Source organism: Pseudomonas sp. SA195 (assembly GCF_054131565.1).
Window position 1 is genome coordinate 2,154,197 of the sequence record NZ_CP096392.1, and the last position, 16,276, is coordinate 2,170,472.

General features: G+C 61.8%; 17 protein-coding genes. 6 read left to right on the forward strand and 11 right to left on the reverse strand.

Annotation, left to right across the window (positions count from 1 at the left end; genetic code table 11):
- Positions 1 to 162: 162 nt before the first annotated feature.
- The 3 genes from M1D78_RS10000 (at position 163) to nahK (ending at position 5,290) form a co-directional block, all read left to right on the forward strand.
- Positions 163 to 1,350, forward strand: coding sequence for a porin (locus M1D78_RS10000; RefSeq protein ID WP_437419409.1), 1,188 nt, complete (start codon positions 163 to 165; stop codon positions 1,348 to 1,350).
- 219 nt (positions 1,351 to 1,569) lie between these two features.
- On the forward strand, positions 1,570 to 2,724 hold the full coding sequence (gene nosP, locus M1D78_RS10005; protein ID WP_437419408.1) for a nitric oxide-sensing protein NosP: 1,155 nt from the start codon (positions 1,570 to 1,572) through the stop codon (positions 2,722 to 2,724).
- The gene (nahK, locus tag M1D78_RS10010) at positions 2,642 to 5,290 is read left to right on the forward strand and encodes a hybrid sensor histidine kinase/response regulator NahK/ErcS' (protein WP_437419407.1); all 2,649 of its coding nucleotides are present in this window, start codon (positions 2,642 to 2,644) and stop codon (positions 5,288 to 5,290) included. Before nosP ends, nahK begins: the two co-directional genes overlap by 83 nt.
- Before the next feature lie 550 nt (positions 5,291 to 5,840).
- On the opposite strand, the gene M1D78_RS10015 is transcribed toward nahK, so the two are convergent.
- The 6 genes from M1D78_RS10015 to M1D78_RS10040 form a co-directional block, all read right to left on the reverse strand.
- A complete protein-coding gene (locus M1D78_RS10015; protein WP_437419406.1) occupies positions 5,841 to 6,506 on the reverse strand; it encodes a response regulator in 666 nt (221 codons plus the stop codon).
- A gap of 223 nt (positions 6,507 to 6,729) precedes the next feature.
- Positions 6,730 to 7,521, reverse strand: a complete 792-nt coding sequence (locus tag M1D78_RS10020; protein ID WP_437419405.1) for an ABC transporter permease — start codon at positions 7,519 to 7,521, stop codon at positions 6,730 to 6,732.
- 35 nt (positions 7,522 to 7,556) lie between these two features.
- Complete coding sequence (locus M1D78_RS10025; protein ID WP_437419404.1) at positions 7,557 to 8,285, reverse strand: ABC transporter ATP-binding protein; 729 nt, start codon at positions 8,283 to 8,285, stop codon at positions 7,557 to 7,559.
- The gene (locus M1D78_RS10030; protein WP_437419403.1) at positions 8,282 to 9,259 is read right to left on the reverse strand and encodes a YVTN family beta-propeller repeat protein; all 978 of its coding nucleotides are present in this window, start codon (positions 9,257 to 9,259) and stop codon (positions 8,282 to 8,284) included. The genes M1D78_RS10025 and M1D78_RS10030 overlap by 4 nt, the downstream gene beginning before the upstream one ends.
- A gap of 31 nt (positions 9,260 to 9,290) precedes the next feature.
- On the reverse strand, positions 9,291 to 9,773 hold the full coding sequence (locus tag M1D78_RS10035; RefSeq protein WP_437419402.1) for a tetratricopeptide repeat protein: 483 nt from the start codon (positions 9,771 to 9,773) through the stop codon (positions 9,291 to 9,293).
- Positions 9,770 to 10,969 (reverse strand): ABC transporter substrate-binding protein, encoded by a 1,200-nt coding sequence (locus tag M1D78_RS10040; RefSeq protein WP_437419401.1) that lies wholly within the window; start codon positions 10,967 to 10,969, stop codon positions 9,770 to 9,772. The genes M1D78_RS10035 and M1D78_RS10040 overlap by 4 nt, the downstream gene beginning before the upstream one ends.
- Before the next feature lie 153 nt (positions 10,970 to 11,122).
- On the opposite strand from M1D78_RS10040, the gene M1D78_RS10045 reads away from it, so the two are divergent.
- The 3 genes from M1D78_RS10045 (at position 11,123) to M1D78_RS10055 (ending at position 13,079) form a co-directional block, all read left to right on the forward strand.
- The gene (locus M1D78_RS10045) at positions 11,123 to 11,560 is read left to right on the forward strand and encodes a cupredoxin domain-containing protein (protein ID WP_437419400.1); all 438 of its coding nucleotides are present in this window, start codon (positions 11,123 to 11,125) and stop codon (positions 11,558 to 11,560) included.
- Between the two features lie 115 nt (positions 11,561 to 11,675).
- Positions 11,676 to 11,990 (forward strand): EthD family reductase, encoded by a 315-nt coding sequence (locus M1D78_RS10050; protein WP_437419399.1) that lies wholly within the window; start codon positions 11,676 to 11,678, stop codon positions 11,988 to 11,990.
- Between the two features lie 87 nt (positions 11,991 to 12,077).
- The gene (locus M1D78_RS10055) at positions 12,078 to 13,079 is read left to right on the forward strand and encodes a potassium channel family protein (protein WP_437419398.1); all 1,002 of its coding nucleotides are present in this window, start codon (positions 12,078 to 12,080) and stop codon (positions 13,077 to 13,079) included.
- A gap of 7 nt (positions 13,080 to 13,086) precedes the next feature.
- Here M1D78_RS10055 and M1D78_RS10060 read toward each other — a convergent pair whose 3' ends face one another.
- The 5 genes from M1D78_RS10060 to M1D78_RS10080 all read right to left on the reverse strand — a co-directional run bounded on the left by M1D78_RS10060 (position 13,087) and on the right by M1D78_RS10080 (position 16,250).
- Entirely contained in the window at positions 13,087 to 13,881 is a 795-nt protein-coding gene (locus M1D78_RS10060) for a methyl-accepting chemotaxis protein (protein WP_457933588.1), read from the reverse strand.
- Positions 13,882 to 14,082: 201 nt separating this feature from the next.
- On the reverse strand, positions 14,083 to 14,403 hold the full coding sequence (locus M1D78_RS10065; RefSeq protein ID WP_457933561.1) for a PAS domain-containing protein: 321 nt from the start codon (positions 14,401 to 14,403) through the stop codon (positions 14,083 to 14,085).
- Positions 14,404 to 14,546: 143 nt separating this feature from the next.
- Positions 14,547 to 14,975 (reverse strand): VOC family protein, encoded by a 429-nt coding sequence (locus M1D78_RS10070; protein WP_437419397.1) that lies wholly within the window; start codon positions 14,973 to 14,975, stop codon positions 14,547 to 14,549.
- A 16-nt stretch (positions 14,976 to 14,991) separates the two neighbouring features.
- The gene (locus tag M1D78_RS10075; RefSeq protein ID WP_437419396.1) at positions 14,992 to 15,531 is read right to left on the reverse strand and encodes a DUF421 domain-containing protein; all 540 of its coding nucleotides are present in this window, start codon (positions 15,529 to 15,531) and stop codon (positions 14,992 to 14,994) included.
- An 86-nt stretch (positions 15,532 to 15,617) separates the two neighbouring features.
- On the reverse strand, positions 15,618 to 16,250 hold the full coding sequence (locus M1D78_RS10080; RefSeq protein ID WP_437419395.1) for a 3'-5' exonuclease: 633 nt from the start codon (positions 16,248 to 16,250) through the stop codon (positions 15,618 to 15,620).
- Positions 16,251 to 16,276 lie beyond the last annotated feature (26 nt).

Consider the following 16,276-nt stretch of genomic DNA (forward strand, 5'->3'; position numbering starts at 1 on the left):
CGTTGCTTCCATAGGCGCCGCAGGCCCCTCGTTGGTAGGCGATACGACCACCACAGCCAAAGCAGTAGCAAAACGCCGCCATCGCAGCGTATGGCGGCGCAGGGGTGCTTTCGATAATCCGCCTCGACACGACTGCCCGTCGTCCCTTCAGCGGAGAACGCCATGCACAACAAGAAGAAAGCCGTAACCACCCTGTTGCCCCTGGCTCTGGCCAGCGCCGTAGCCATGACCCTTAGCCAGTCAGCCTTTGCCGAAATCAAGCTCTACGACAATGACGACACGACCTTTTCGGTGGACGGCTACTTCAACACCTTTTACGTCAGCAGCGATGTCGACCGTGCCGGCGAGCAGTTCGACCGTGACCAGTCCCGCGTGAAGATGGGCTTCCTGCCTAACTACATCGGCTTCAACTTCGCCAAGCAGCTCGATGACCTGAAGGTCGGCGGCCGTTCCTCCTTCTGGGTGACGATCAACGACAGCGACACCAATGGCACCGAGACCGGCATCGACGTACGCCAGTTCTATGGCACTGCGTCTAACGATCAGTGGGGTGAAGTGCTGTTCGGCAAGGACTTCGGCCTTTTCGGGCGCTCCAATATCTTCCTCGACGAGATGCTTGCCGGTTACGGCCAGGTCAGCGACACATTGGGCCTGGTCGATTTCGGTGGCGTTTCCTTCGGCAATATCGGCACGGGTTATCCCTATCCCTTTCCAACGTCGCAGGTCACCTATCGCTCACCGATCATGAGCGGCCTGCGTATCGCAGTCGGCATCATGGACCCGGTCGACACCACCAACGATGCCAGTAGCGCATTGGACGAGGCCTACCAGGACAGCCCGCGTTTCGAGACCGAGGTCACCTACCAGTTCGACGTCGGCGGCGCGCAGATCTACTCTTGGGTCAATGGCATGCAGCAGACCTCCAAGAACACCGACAGCAGTGTCGACGAGGTTGATTCCCAGGGTATTGGCTACGGCATCCAGGCGAAGATGGGTGGCTTTTCGGTAACGGCTTCAGGCTTTCAGGCCGAAGGCATCAACCCGTTCTACACCAACAACGCGGGCGAAGCGCAATTGCGAGACGTGGACAGCGATGGGTACCTGCTGCAGGGCTCCTACACGTTTGGCAAGAACCGCATCGCTCTTTCCACCGGCAAGACAAAAGACGACGGCAACGGCCTGGGCACCGCTGCCGACTACGAAACCCGCGGGATCGCGTACTTCCGCACCATCAATGACAACCTGAAGCTGGTTGCTGAAGTGAACCAGTTCGAACTGACCGGTCGGGACACCGACGCGCTCGACGAAGACACCCGCACGTATGCGATCGGTGCCGCTTTGAGTTTCTAAGCGCGCCGCGCAAGACCAGGGCGGACGCCTCCTCGGAAGTGTCCGCCTTTTTGTTTGAACAGGCAGAAACGCTCCGTAATGCGGTGTTTCGTCGCTTTGCTACCTTGGCACGCCGCCGCCGGTACTGAAGTAGCATTTTCGTACTCAATGCCCTGACCAAGAATGAGGTCATACGACTTGGATAGACGGGGTAGGTGCGTGTTGCAGCAGGAATCCTCAATGGTACGCACAGCGATGTCCGAAGCCCGCAATGCCGAGACCGTCGCCCAAGACCTGGCGCGCCAACTCATTCATCCGCATCTCGGTTTCGTTCTGTTCTTCTGCTCGGCGGAATACGACCTACCCGCGCTCGGCGAAGCGCTGCATCAGTACTTCGGCGGCGTGCGCATGGTCGGCTGCACCTCAGCTGGCGAAATCACCGCACAGGGCTATGGTCGCAGCTGCGTGACTGCGGTGGGTTTCGATCATCGTAGCTTTTCCATCTCCTGCGAGGTCATCGATGAGATGGATCGCTTCAGCCTGATCGACGCGCAGCAGTTGGTCGAGCGCCTGGGCAGTGACTGTCGCAGCAATTCTCTCGCACCTATCAAGGATCACAGCTTCGCACTGACGCTGCTCGACGGTCTTTCAAGCCGGGAAGAGGTCGTACTGTCCGCGCTCAGTGCTGCGTTCGGCAGCATTCCCCACTTCGGCGGCTCCGCCGGGGACGACAACCACCTGACCAATACGCACGTCTACTACGACGGTCAGTTTCGCAGTGGTGCGGCCATCGTCGTGCTGATCAACACCTGGCTGGACTTCGAAGTTTTCACCACGCACCACATCCTGCCGCGCACCGAGAAGCTGGTCATCACTCGCGCCGACAGCCATGCACGGCGCGTCTACGAGCTCAACGCCGAGCCAGCTGCCGAGGAATATGCCCGGCTGATTGGCGTAGAGGTTCGCGACCTTGACCATCGGCTGTTCGCGGCGCATCCGCTGGCCGTGCGTATCAACGAGCATTACTACGTGCGCTCGATCCAGAAGGTCAACGAGGACCTCAGCCTGACGTTCTATTGCGCCGTGGAGAACGGCATCGTTCTGACCGCCATGCGCCCCGGCCCGTTGATGCCCAACCTCGAGGCGCTGTTCGAGCGTCTGGAGCAACGCCTCGGTGCGCCATTGCTGACCATCGGTTGTGACTGCTTTCTGCGGCGGCTGGAGATCGAAGGCAACGGCTCCACCGATGACACCTCAGCTTTTCTCAAGCGCCAGCAGGTGATCGGCTTCAACACCTATGGAGAGCAGTTCAATGGCATGCACATCAACCAGACCTTCACTGGCGTCGCCATCGGCCAGCCAGGCGGGCGCGTTGGAGAACGAAGTGCTCGCTGAGCTGCGCGAGAGGCAAGCCGAACTCGAGCGGGAGAACCACAAGCTCAGGCGCATCAACGCGGCCTTGATCGAACGTATCGAGTCCAGCGCGACCGGGCGAGATGCGTCGTATGCGGCTTTTCAGCATTCGGTCGAATTGGCCGAGCAGGTACGCGAGCGGACCGATGCGCTGAATCAGGCAATGGCGGAACTCAAGGCCAGCAACCGCTTGCTGAGCGATGCCCGGCTGCGTGCAGAAACGGCCCATCAGCATCTGGTAGACGCCATCGAAAGCATCTCCGATGCCTTTGTACTGTTCGACCACGATCAGCGCATCGTCCTGTTCAACAAACGCTTCAAGTCGCTCTGGAGCCGGACGCGCGCTCGCATCAACAGCGGCACGCGCTTGTCCGAGCTCAAGCGGCTGGCCGAGAGCAGCGGAATGATCGCGGAAGAGCATCGTGGCAAGGCGAACGAGCCGACCGTGTATCGGCTGAACAACGGGCGCTGGGTGCAGGTCAGCGAACGTCCGACCCGTGAGGGCGGCCTCGTGATGCTCTACACCGATATCACCGAAGTGAAGGTCAGCGAAACCATGCGTCGCGAGCAGGCGCTGGCGCAGAAGTCCCGCCTATTACAACGTGCGGTCGACAACCTATCGCAGGGCGTCGCGATGGTCAGCGTCGATGGCAGCCTGGAACTGTGGAACGGTCGCTTCCTCGAGCTTTGTGGGCTGGCGCCCATCGAGGCGCATCGTCCGTTCGAAGAGGTGATGGCAGACAGCGAATTGAGGCTACTTACGCCTGATACCTACGATGCAAATGGCCAGCCGCTGACTGAACTCGAGCAGCACTTGTTCGATGGCCGGACGCTTGAAATCCGCACTCATCCGTTGCCCACCGGCGGTTTCGTCAACACCTTCACCGACATTACCGAACGCTACCGTCATGCCGAAGCGCTGCGCGAAAGCGAGCGCTGGATACGCCTTATCACCGACCACGTCCCAGCGCTGATCGCCTACGTATCGGCTGATCTCACCTACGAATTCACTAACAAGGTCTATGAGGAGTGGTATCGCTGGCCGAGCGACGGCATGCTCGGCCAGCCATTGCGCGAAATCCACAGCGGCGAACACTGGCACCAGCTCGAGCCCTACATCGAGCGAGCGTTGTCCGGCGAGAGCGTGAGTTTCGAGATGGCCGAGTGCAACCACTCAGGCCAGCAGCGCTACATGCTGCGTTCCTACGTACCGAACCGGCAAAACTCCGGTGAGGTAGCCGGCATCTTCGTGCTGATTCAGGACATCACTGACCGCCGCCGCACTGCGGAGGCGCTGCACCAGGCCTACCAAAATCTGGAGCAGCGCGTCCGCGAACGTACCGCTGAACTGACCAGCCTCAACGACCAGCTGCTCTGCGAGATCGACGAGCGCGCGCATGCAGAAGCCCGCCTGCGCGAGGCCAAGCGTGAAGCCGAGCTGGCGAACCTGTCCAAAACAAAATTTCTTGCCGCAGTCAGTCACGACCTGCTGCAGCCCCTCAACGCCGCTCGGCTGTTCACATCCGCATTGCTCGAGCAACCTGGCGCGCCGAGCAGCGGGCTGATTCGAAACATCAGCAACTCGTTGGAAGACGTCGAGAATTTGCTCGGCACGCTGGTCGACATCTCCAAACTCGATGCGGGCGTTATCAAACCGGACATTGCCGCCTTTGCGGTCGGGGAGCTGCTGGACAACCTCGCCGCGGAGTTCCGCCAGATTGCCGGTAGCGAGCAACTGCAGCTCGATTTCATTCCCTGTTCAGCGCTGGTACGCAGCGATATCCAACTTCTCGCACGCATTCTGCGTAACCTGCTGACCAATGCGATTCGCTACACGCCTGAAGGCCGGGTGGTGCTGGGGTGCCGGCGACGCCGGCAGAGCCTGTCGATCGAAGTCTGGGATACCGGCGTCGGCATCCCAGAGGACAAGCTTGAAGAGATCTTTCACGAGTTCAAACGCGGCGAAGGCGTGCGGCCGCATCAGGATCGCGGTCTTGGGCTTGGCTTGGCCATCGTCGAGAAAATCGCACGGATTCTTGGGCATCGCATACAGGTCGCGTCAGTGCCTGGGCGGGGCTCGAAATTTGCGATTGAGGTACCTCTGGCCAAGCGCGCTCCCAAAACTGCCGTCGAGCCGACCACCACCGACCTGCTGCTCGAACGCCTGAAAGGCGCGCGCGTCTGGGTGCTCGACAACGACACGTCCATCTGTGCCGGCATGCGCACGCTGCTGGAGGGTTGGGGTTGCCGGGTGGTGACCGCGCTGTCCGAACAGGATCTCGCGGGGCAGGTCGACAACTTTCACGCCGATGCCGATCTGATCATTGCCGACTACCACCTCGACAACGGCTGCACCGGGATCGATGTGGTCGAGACAGTCAACGCACGCCGCGCCAACCCGCTTCCAGCGCTGATGATTACCGCAAATTACAGTAACGAGCTAAAGCAGCAGGTCCGGGAGCTCGGCCACATGCTCATGCACAAGCCGGTACGCCCGATGAAACTCAAGACCGCGATGTGCCACATGATGGAGCACGGGCATTCGTGAGAAACCGCCTCGTGCAGCGGGATCGCGAGCAAGCTTGCTCCTACGAAAAGCCCTAGCCGTGTTGCAACAAAGAGTTCGTCTCAGGCCCATTCCATTCTGTAGGAGCCAGCTTGCTTGCGATCCGGGGCCACACCGAAGCCCCGATCGCGAGCAAGCTCGCTCCTACGAAAAGCACTAGCCTTGGTGCAGCAAAGAGTTCGTCTCAGACCTATCCATTCTGTAGGAGCCAGCTTGCTGGCGATCCGGGGCCGCGCCGAAGCCCCGATCGCGAGCGAGCTCGCTCCCACGAAAAGCCCTAGCCTTGGTGCAGCAACGAGTTCGTCGCCGGCCCATCCCATTCCGTAGGAGCCAGCTTGCTGGCGATCCGGTGCCGCGCCGAAGCCCTGATCGCGAGCGAGCGCGCTCCTTACGAAAAGCCCTAGCCGTGGTGCAGCAAAGAGTTCGTCTCAGACCCATCCCATTCTGTAGGAGCCAGCTTGCTGGCGATCCGGCAGCCACGCCGAGTCCTGATCGCTGTGAAGCTGTCACCCACAAAGCAGTGCGCCGTGAACTACCGGCGCAGATAGGCCGTGAAGTCGATATCGCCTGCCGAGAGGATGGCCTGGACACGGTTGTGCACGTTCAGCTTGCGAAGGATGGCCGAGACGTGGGCTTTGACGGTGGTTTCAGCGATGTCGAGGTTGTAGGCGATCTGTTTGTTCGATTCGCCCTTGGTCATGCGTTCGAGTACCAAGAGCTGTTTGCGGGTCAACGCCTGGAGCAATTCCGGTGGGATGCTCTGCTCGTTGTGCTGGGACTGCCGGGTGCTGGCCTTCTGGCTGCGGATGATGTCTGACGGCAGGTAGACGTTGCCGTTGAGAATCTGCTCGATAGCCTCGGTCATTTGCGCGCGTGGTGAGGACTTGGTGATGAAGCCGCAGGCGCCATAGGTGATGGCTTGCAACACCACCTGCTTGTCCTGTTCGGCGGAGACGATCACCACCGGGATCGTGGGCGCCTCATTGCGCAAATTGATCAGGCCGTTGAGGCCGTGCATGCCGGGCATGTTCAGGTCGAGCAGAACGAGATCGAGGTCGTCGTGCTCGAGCGTCAGACCAAGCGCGCTCTCCAGATCGGCGGTTTCGAGGATTTCACTGCCGGGAAAGCCGTCTCGGATGACGTTATGGATGGCCTCGCGAAACAGCGGATGGTCATCAGCGATCAGTATCTTGTACACAGCCGGTCACCTCATTGTTGTGATTATGCTGGGGCGAATCGGTAGGGCGTCCTTCCGGGGCAGCAAGGGGGCATGAGCGCGGTTTGACGGGGTAGATCAGGCAACTCTACACGGCCAGCCCACCGCGCCTGGTACTTCGGTCGGCCACATTACAGAGCAAAGTGCGCGCTTTTGAAATCCTACGATGGACAAGAAAAGCAGTACCAAAGTAGTAGAGTCACGCTCACGCCGCCCGGCGTAGCGCGGCGTGCTGCGGGTTGAAGCTGAGCACTGACAGCACGCTGAACAACAGCATCAGGCCAATACAAATGCCGAGCGCCGATGGATTCAACCGCTCGTACAGCGCGAAGCGCACCAGTTCCACGGCGTGGGTGAATGGATTGGCGGCGCAAATCCAATACAGCCACTCGCTGGACTCACGCATCTTCCATAGCGGATACAGCGCCGAGGACAGGAAGAACATTGGAAAGATGACGAAATTCATCACGCCGGCGAAGTTCTCTAGCTGGCGGATGCCGTTGGACAACAGCAGCCCCAGTGCGCTGAGCAGCAGCGCGACCACCAGGAGCGCCGGCAGCGCAGCGAGCAGCCCCATCGCTGGTGGCTGTACGCCATAGAGCCAGGCAATGCCGAGAAACGCGTAGACCTGCAGCAGCGAGATCAGCGCCGTTGCCATTAGCTTGCTCGCGAGGAGAAAGCTGCGCGGCAGCGGGCTGGTCAGCAAGACGCGCATGCTGCCCATCTCACGGTCGTACACCATGGACAGCGACCCCTGCATGCCATTGAACAGAAGGATCATGCAGGCCAGCCCGGGCACGATCCAGGTTTCGTAGGTGATGTAGGTGTCGTAGGGCTCGATGATGGCGATACCCAGCGCGGCGCGAAAACCGGCCGCAAAAACGACCAACCATAAAAGCGGCCTGACCAGCGCGCTCAGAAATCGCGAGCGCTGCTGGACGAATCTCAGCCACTCCCGCGCCACGATTGCCCTCAGGCACTCCCAGTAGGCTGTCATGCTTGGCTGCTCCGAAAACGCTGGGCCGCGGCTCATCAGGCGGCGACGGGATTGCAGGTGAGGCGAGTGAAAGTCTGTTCCAGATTGCCGTCAGCGGCGTACAGCTCATCCGCACGGCCCTGGGCAACCAGACGGCCGCGATCGAGGATCAGTAGCGCGTCATCCGCCTGAACCTCATCGAACAGGTGCGTCGTCCAGAGCACGCTCATCCCTTCGGCGTGGCACAGCATGCGGACATGCTCGTTGAGGGCGCGACGGCTGGCGGGATCGAGGCCGGCGCTTGCTTCATCGAGTAGCAGCAGGCTGGGCTTGTGGAGCAGTGCGCGGGCAATTTCCACGCGTCGACGGTGGCCCCCGTTGAGCTCGCGAACCTTGCTCTTGCGGCGATCGAGCAAATACTGGCGTTGCAGCTCCTGAGCGATGCGTTCGTTGGCCAATGTTCGCGGCATTCCGTGCAGCGCGGCGTGGTAGCGAAGGTTCTGTTCCACGGTCAGGTCGAGGTCCAGTGTGCTTTGCTGGAACACCACGCCCAGGCGGCGTAACGCTTCGCGTGGGCGCTCGCGGAGGCTGAACCCGGCGACGCGAATGTCTCCCCGCTGCAGTTCGTAGAGGCGGGTCAGCAGCGCGATCAAGGTCGACTTGCCGGCTCCGTTCGGCCCCAATAACGCCGTGAACCGGCCTGGCGCCGTGCTGAACGAGACGCCTTGAAGGGCCTGCCGGGCGCCGTAGGCGAAACCGAGGTCCTCGACCTCCAGCGTGCTCATGGCGCCACCACCACGCCCCAGGGATAACGGCCCACCTTGATCGACTTGACCACTTTGAGCGAGTCGACGTCGATCACAGAGACATCGCCGCTGACGCCATTGGTGGTCAACAGCTGGCTTTCGTCCAGGTTGAACGCCATGTGCCAGACCCGGCGGCCGACAAGGAGATAGTCGAGCACTTCATAAGTCTTCGCATCGACCACTGCGATGTGGTTGGCCGGACCCAGTGCGACGAAGGCGTACTTGCCGTCGCTGCTGAGCTTGATGCCTACCGGTTGGACCTTGTCAGGGTGCACGCCCTTGATCTTGAAGTTCAGCGTTTTGATGATTTCACGCGTCTGGACATCAACGACGCTGACTGTCCCGCCAATTTCGGAAGAAGCCCAGAGCAGCGTGCTGTCCTTGCTGAACTCGACATGCCGCGGGCGCTGGTCGACCAAGGTGTTGTCGACCAGCTCGTTGGTTGCGGTGTCGATCCAGTGCAGCATATTGGTGGTTTCGCTGGTGTTCACCGCCCACTTTCCATCAGGGCTCACGCCCATGCCTTCTGGCTCAACGCCAACGTCGATCTGCGCCAGCACTTCTTCGTTGTCCACATCGACCACGGTGACCAGTGCATCGTCCTCGTTGGAGATGTACAACCATCGGTTGTTCGGGTGCAGGGCAAACTGCTCGGGGTCCGCGCCGGAAGGCAGTTGCTTGATGATCTTTCGCGTCGCCAGGTCCATGACCTGCACGGTGTCCGAGTCGCTGGCGCAAATGTAGAGCAGCTTATTGTCATGAGACAGCGTCAAGCCGCGCGGGCGCTGGCCGACCTCGAGCGTCTCGACGGTTTCCAGCGTGTCCAGGTTGATCACGCTGATGCTGTCATCCTTTTCGTTGGAGACGTAGGCGGTGGCTGCCAGGGCGGTCGTGCAGGCGAGCGAGGCGGCTAGCGTGGAGGCAATGCAAGTGGCAAGGAGCGATCGGGTCATCGTTGGTTTCTCTTGTTGTTGTGGGTGGCCGTCAGCGGGCCTCGGGAGAGGGGGGCGTTTCAAGCCGCAGCAGGTATTCCTCGGCTTCCGGTTCGCCGTCCTCGGCTGCGCGGTGCAACCAGTGGCGGGCGGCTGCGAGGTCCTGTTTCACGCCACGGCCCTCGGCGAGGGCGGTCCCCCAGTGGTAGCGCGCCAGGCTGACGTAGCTGGCGCTGTCAGGCTGATTCGCGCCGCGCTCCATCAGTGCGGCGGACTTTTTCAAATCCTTCGGGACGCCTGAGCCTGACTCGTACATCTGCGCGAGCCAGATCATCGAATAGACGTCCTCCCAGCGAGCGATGCAGTCTTCGAAGATCTGCCGGGCTGCGTCGAAGTTTCCGGTTTTGGCGGTCACATAGCCGTACAGGCATTTGATGCGCTTGGGGCTGTCGATGTAGGCGTCGTAACCCAGCTCGCTCGCGTCTGTCGTAAACGCCAACGGAGCGAGGAGCAGCGCGGTGGCGAGGCGGTTCACGGTGTCGCCTCGCTCAGTCGGCAGGTCGTTTCGGGGCGGTCGAAGCCCAGCGTATCGAGCTCGCTGGTCGGGTGAAGGAAGCCTTCTTGCGGCGAGTTGCTCACCAGCCCGCGCGGATGCACCAGCGGGATGGGTTGGCGCAGCTGGCCGTTCCAGGAGCGGAATGTGAGCTTGCGGCCTTTGAATCCGTCGATCGGCAGGGAGTCGTTGAGTGATAGCTCGCGGATCGCCCGAGGCGCGTCTGAGCCAAGCTTGGTAATCGCCGTGGCCAAGCTGCGCACGCCGATCCAGGCGGCGAAGTCGCGGTCGTTCATCCAGCGGTTGGCGTGCGCCTCGAAACGCTTTTGCAGCTGCGCCGCGCCATAGGTTTCGACCGTCTTGTGCCAGCCAGTGGGCATCAAGCCCTGGGTGCCAGCGACGGGGCGCGGCAGCCAGGTCTGGTACGGCACGTATTCGCCGAAGTCGCCTCGTTCGTCCGCGACCACAACCACGTCGTATTCGTCGGCCTGGGTAAACAGCGGCATCTCGGCCTGCGCCGTGCGGCGCTGGTCGGTATCGAAGGTCCAGGGCTTTTCCTCGACGATCGTGTGACCGAAGCGCTTGGCCGCGCGCTTGAGTGCAACGGCGTAGGCCTGATCGCCTTCCGTCGGCCCGCTGATGAGTAGCCAGCGATTCCAACGTCGTACGGCGAGAAACTGCGCCAGCGCGTCGGCCAGCATGCTGCGGCTGGGCAGCGTGTGCAGCACGTTGGGCAGGCAGCGCGCTGTGCGAAGGCTGTCGTCCGGGCTGCCAGCGTTAATCAGGAGGCTATCGGGCATCGCCTCGGCCAGCTGCCGAAGACTCGTGCCCGGTGCGTTGACGATGAACAATCGCATGCCTTCGGCATGCAGTGCACCGGCGGCCTTGAGCAGCGCTTCGGGTGTCTCGCCTTCGACGCTTTGCAGGCTGTAGCTGTGCTTGAGGAAACGCCCGGTCGTGTTGCTGTCAGCGATGGCCAACTCCGCGCCCCGCAGGCCGGCGTCGGTCGGCTCAGGTATGACGTTCGACAGCAGCGGGCCGGCGTCGGGTCGATAGGCCAGGTAACCGATGCGCACCGCCAGCCCTTCAGGCGCGGCGCTGGCAATGCTGGCGCAGCAGACGAGGGCGATAAGGCAGCCGGTGCGGACTAACCCGGCACATGAGAGAAGAGGGCGCATGGACGACTCCTATGGCGTTGCGGCCAGCATAGGAACCATGGCGGAGCGGGGAAATATGCAGAAAGTACCAGTGGCTGTGTACCAAGGTAGTAAACCGGTGCGCGGCTGCGCCTCCTAGCATAGGGCCGTCCATAACAAGAACGAGCGACCGCCATGCCTCCCTACAAGACCCTTGCCTTGAACCTTCTGTTGATCGGCAGCCTGATCGGCTTCGACCAGGTCCTTGCTGCCGGCGACATGACCCGGCGCACCCAGCCCTTGCCGGACCTCAAGTTCGGTTCGCAGAAGAGCGACTACTCGGTATCACAGAAGGAATATCAGCTTGAGACGGGCGTGGCCTACCAGCTCAAGGTGATCGCCGACGGACAGAAGGAATGCGCGTTCCAGGCGCCGGAGTTCGCCAACGCAATTTACTTGCGCAAGGTCGAAGCAGGGGGCGTGGAGATAAAGGCGGTGACGCTCGTCGAGCTTGAATTCGAAGAGGCGGGCGAGGCGGAAATCTTCTTTCTGCCGATCAAGCCCGGACGCTTTCCCTTCTACTGCAAGGGGCTGCAAAACAAGGGCATGGAAGGCGCGTTCGTGATCAAGTGATGCCCGTGCACGAACGTGACCCACGCGCGCCCCGTTCCGCTGTGCCATAGTCCAGGCCCGTCCATTTAGCCCAGCCCGTCCAGGCCGATGCGCGGCCGGCGGCCAAGGAGCCAGCATGATCAAAGTCAGCGTGATGTACCCCAACACGCCCGGGGCACGATTCGATCACGAGTACTACCGCGACACCCATTTGCCATTGCTCAAAGCACGCATGGGCGATGCCTGTCTCTACTACACCATTGACCGTGCCTTGACCGCTGCGCCCGATGTACCAGCCCCCTACATTGCGATGTGCCATATCTTCTGCGAGTCGCTGGACGCGTTCCAGGCCGCTTTTGCGCCGCACGCCGAGGAAATCGTTGCCGACATCCCGAACTACACCGACCTGACCCCGATTCGCCAGATCAGCGAGGTGGTGGTCGGGCACTAAGCACACCGGTACCGGCTGCCGGGCTGGCTGAACTCTGCTGGCCGGTTCCCTGCCTTAACAGGGAATCCTTGGGCCATATGGCAGCTTATGTTTCTTTTTTCGTTGGGCGTCTTGCTGTTTCTGCTGGTCGCCACAGACATCACCAAAACCACACTTTCCACGCGCGGCGGCGGCACGCTGACAAACCTGACGGCAAGGCTAGTCTGGCGTGTGTTTTTCGTAGCGGCAAAACGGCGCGGCGCGTCGAAGCTGCTCGAATACGCTGGGCAGGTCGTACTGCTTTCGGTTCTTCTGGCCTGGATTGCGACGCTATGGCTGAGTCTGTTCTTCCTGCTCGCGTCCAGCCATGGCTCCGTAGTCGACGACACGACTGGCGTTGCGGCCGACTTGTGGGAAACGTTCTATTACGCGGGCTTCACGCTTTCGACACTGGGCGTGGGGGACTACGCCGCAGCGGGCGACGGTTGGCGGGTGCTGACCAGTGCAGCGGCGTTCTGCGGGTTGACTTTCATCACGGCCGCGATCACCTACATCGTGCCGGTGCTCTCGGCGGTAAGCCTGCAGAACCAGCTCAGCCTGTTCATCACGAGCATGGGCGGGACGCCTCAGGCGATCTTGGTGAACAGCTGGAACGGGCGCGATTTCTCGTCGTTCTATGACAACGCGACCGATCTGCGACAGATGCTGGTCGAGCACACGCTCAACCACCATGCGTACCCGGTCATCCGCTGCTTTCACAACAGCCATGCCGGCAAGAACGTGATACCGGCGATCGCGATGATCGACGAAGCACTGCGGCTGCTCGACCGGGTCGCGCCGGCGGTGCCGCAAGACGGGCTCAAGCGCCGGATGCTTCGCTCGGCGTTGGACAAGCACCTCGAACTGCATCGCTCGGCTTATCTGGCCAAGCAGCAACCCAGCATGGCGCCGCCGTCGGTTTCCCTGGATGCGTTACGCGAGGCGGGTATTCCGATCGTGGCGAGCGGCCCATCCCGGGAAGAAGAGGCACGTCGTGCACTGCTCGGTGCGCTGCTGGAAGCTGACGGTTGGCAATGGCGCGACGTCTACGGCGACGACCGCACCGATTGAGCCGCCGTCAGCTATGCAACTGACTGGCGAACTGGCCGACCGCGCTCACGACGCGCTGGGCGCCATCCTGGATCTCGACAATGACTGCACCGGCCTGGCTGGCGAGTTCCAGCCCGCTTTCGGCCTGGCTGCGGCTAGTCGACATGCTGCGCACGGCGGCTTGAGCCAAGTCCTGGTTCTTGCCAACGACCCCGACGATTTCCTCCGCCGCCTTGCTGCTCCGAGCGGCAAGCTGCCGGACTTCGTCAGCCACGACCGCGAAGCCGCGACCCTGGTCGCCAGCGCGGGCGGCTTCGATCGCCGCGTTCAGGGCCAGCAGGTTGGTCTGGTCGGCGATGTCGCTGATGGTCTTGAGGATCGAGCTGATCAGCTGAGACTGCTTGTCCAGCGCTTCGATGCCGTCCGACGCATCCTGCATCTGGTCGGCGATACGGCGCATGACTTCGACCGTCTGCTGGACGACTTGCGCGCCGCGCTGGGCACTCAGGTCGGTTTGCTGAGAGGTGCTGTAAGCGATGGTCGCGGCGTCTGACACGGCCAGTTCGCGGTTGACCTGCTCAGTGATGACCGTGGCAAATTTGATCACCTTGTAGAGCTTGCCGTAGACATCGTGAACGGGGTTGTAGGAGGCCTCCAGCCACACGAGCTGGCCGTGCGAGTCGACACGCTTGAAGCGATCGACGACAAACTCGCCGCGGTTCAGGCGCGCCCAGAACTCACGGTACGACGGTGATTCGGTCTCATCCCGCTCGCAGAACATGCGGTGATGCTTGCCCTTGATCTGCTCCAGGCGATACCCCATGCCGTCGAGGAACTGCTGGTTGGCGGTCAGCACGTGGCCATCGAGGTCGAATTCGATGACGGCGGTAGAACGCTTCAGGGCGCTGATCACGCTTTCATGCTCGCGCGAGGTGGCAATGGTGCGGGTCAGGTTGTTGGCGCACAGCGTGTACTGACGCAACGTGCCGTCGGCATGCTTGATCGGCTGCCAAATCGAACGTAACTAGGCCTCTTTGCCGTTGGCCTGCAACACGCGAAACGCACCGCTGATGTGTTCGCCACGCGGCATCGCGTTTTTCAGGCTGGTGTAGTTGGGCTCTTTCTTGAATTCATCGGAAAAGAAACTGTCCAGCGACCGGCCCACGAGATCTTCGAGGCGGTAGCCCATTTCGCTGAGGAAACTCGGGTTGGGGTGCTGTATTCGACCTTGGGTGTCGATTTCCAACACCATCATTTCCCGATACAGGGATTCCTTGATCTGACGATTGGTCGCGACTTCCTCGCGAAGCTCCGCCAGCTCCTGCTTCAGCTTCTTGTTGAACATGGTTCGTACCCGATGAATGGAAGAGCAGTCCGCTCCCTCCGTTTTTCGGCGAAACGAAACCGTTCTTAAATGCCGTTCATCGCCAAGCGCCGCTGACAGTGTTGACACGCCGGTCAACACTGAAGTTGTGGTGTGGTTGGCTGTTAATCGCGTTTCGTATCAATGCAGGTGCCGGCCGGGCCCGGCACCTCGTAAGGCTCGCCGACAAATTCGATCAGGCAGAAGCCGTTGCCGAAGGGGTCGGCGAAAGTAGCCAGCTTGCCCCACCCGAACGTGCGTATCGGGGTTTCCTGCGTGGCGCCTGCCGTCACGGCACGCGCGGCGGCCGAACCGATATCCTGCACCACGAAATCAGGGTGAATGGGCGTCCAGTGTCGGGCCCAAGGGTCGGGGTTTGCCGCTACGGCATCATGTGCGTCCCGCTCGATCAGGTAGAGGCGGCACCGGGCGCCGAGCAGCTCTGCCGCGCTACCGTCGAAAAGGGTGCGGCTCAGGCGCAGGCCAAGCGCCGCCTCGTAGAAATGGATGCCGCGCTTCAGGTCGGCTACGTCGATATTCAGCAAGACGTCCATGGGCTCACCGCGTGCGTCAGACCTGAATGTCGCGGGGGCCGGGTGTCGTCACGCCGGCAAGGCTGGAGCGGCTGTCAGCCGATCCAGCCTTCACCACGCTGAAGCTGCCGTCGGTTTCGAGAATGACCGCCTCGACCTCGTCCAGCGCCGATAGGCCGCTCGAACGGATGGCTGAGTGCACTTCATCCTCTGTCACCCGCGCGGCGCGCATGGCGCTCTGCAGCATCGAGCCCTGGTAGAGCAGCAGTGCCGGCTCCCCCGTGACGACCTTGCGCACCCAGCTGACACGCACGCTTGTCCAGGTCACCAGGTATTGCAGGCCGATGAGCAGCGCCAACGCGAGGGTGCCTTCGGCGAGCGATACGTCGCGGTTCAGCAGAATGGTGGCGAAGGTCGAGCCCAACGCCACGGTGACGATCAGATCGAAGGCGTTCATCTTCGACAGGGTCCGACGTCCTGACAGGCGCAGCAGCACGATCAAGTTGATGTACGCCAGCACGCCGACGACCAAGGTGCGGACCAGTGTTGACCAGCCGCTGAAAAACATACCTTCCACGCTCACCTCCCGAATTCATCTACTGGGTAGACGCCCGCACGGGCGAGGGGTTGCAGGTTTGGCGAGCCTTCCAATACGCGGTTCGGTCAGGGCGCCGGCATGATTCGGTCAGCGAGCAGCCGCTCCGGGTCGTCCCCTAAAGCCAGGAACACAAGCAGCGCCGCATACGCATCGTTCGCGGCGTAGCGACGTTGAGCCTCGCTCAGTACAGGATTGGCCCAATTCGACGTGGAAACACTGCGCGACTTGCTGACTCGCGCACCGAGCACGCCCGCCACGGCGCTACGCAGGCCGACCTGGCCCTTTTTGCCCTCGTAGCGAAGCGTGGTGCCCAGGTCGATGAAAGGCTTGAGGTCAATCCCGAGCCGGTTACGCAGGCGTGACCGATCCGAGCCGAGGCCGAACCCGATCTTCAGGACCTCCGGCGACTCCAGCACAGTGCGCGCCGCCTCGATGCTGCCGTCGGTGCCTACCTGAAAGAGATACGCCGTCTCAGGCGTGGCGAGCTGGATCAGGTGCGGCCCGGTCGTGAGCTCTCCGGGGCGGAAGGTCGGCTTGGATTCGGTATCGAAACCGACGTGACGCCACGCCATGAGCGCTTCCACGGCAGCGGTCAGGCTGGCCGGGGTTTCCGGGATGACGATTCGTTCGCTCGGCAAGCCGTCCAGGCGGGGCAGGGTGTCCATATCAGCGATCAGGGGTATGCGGATCAGGGGCATCGGGGCACTCGAATGGTGGCCGATCG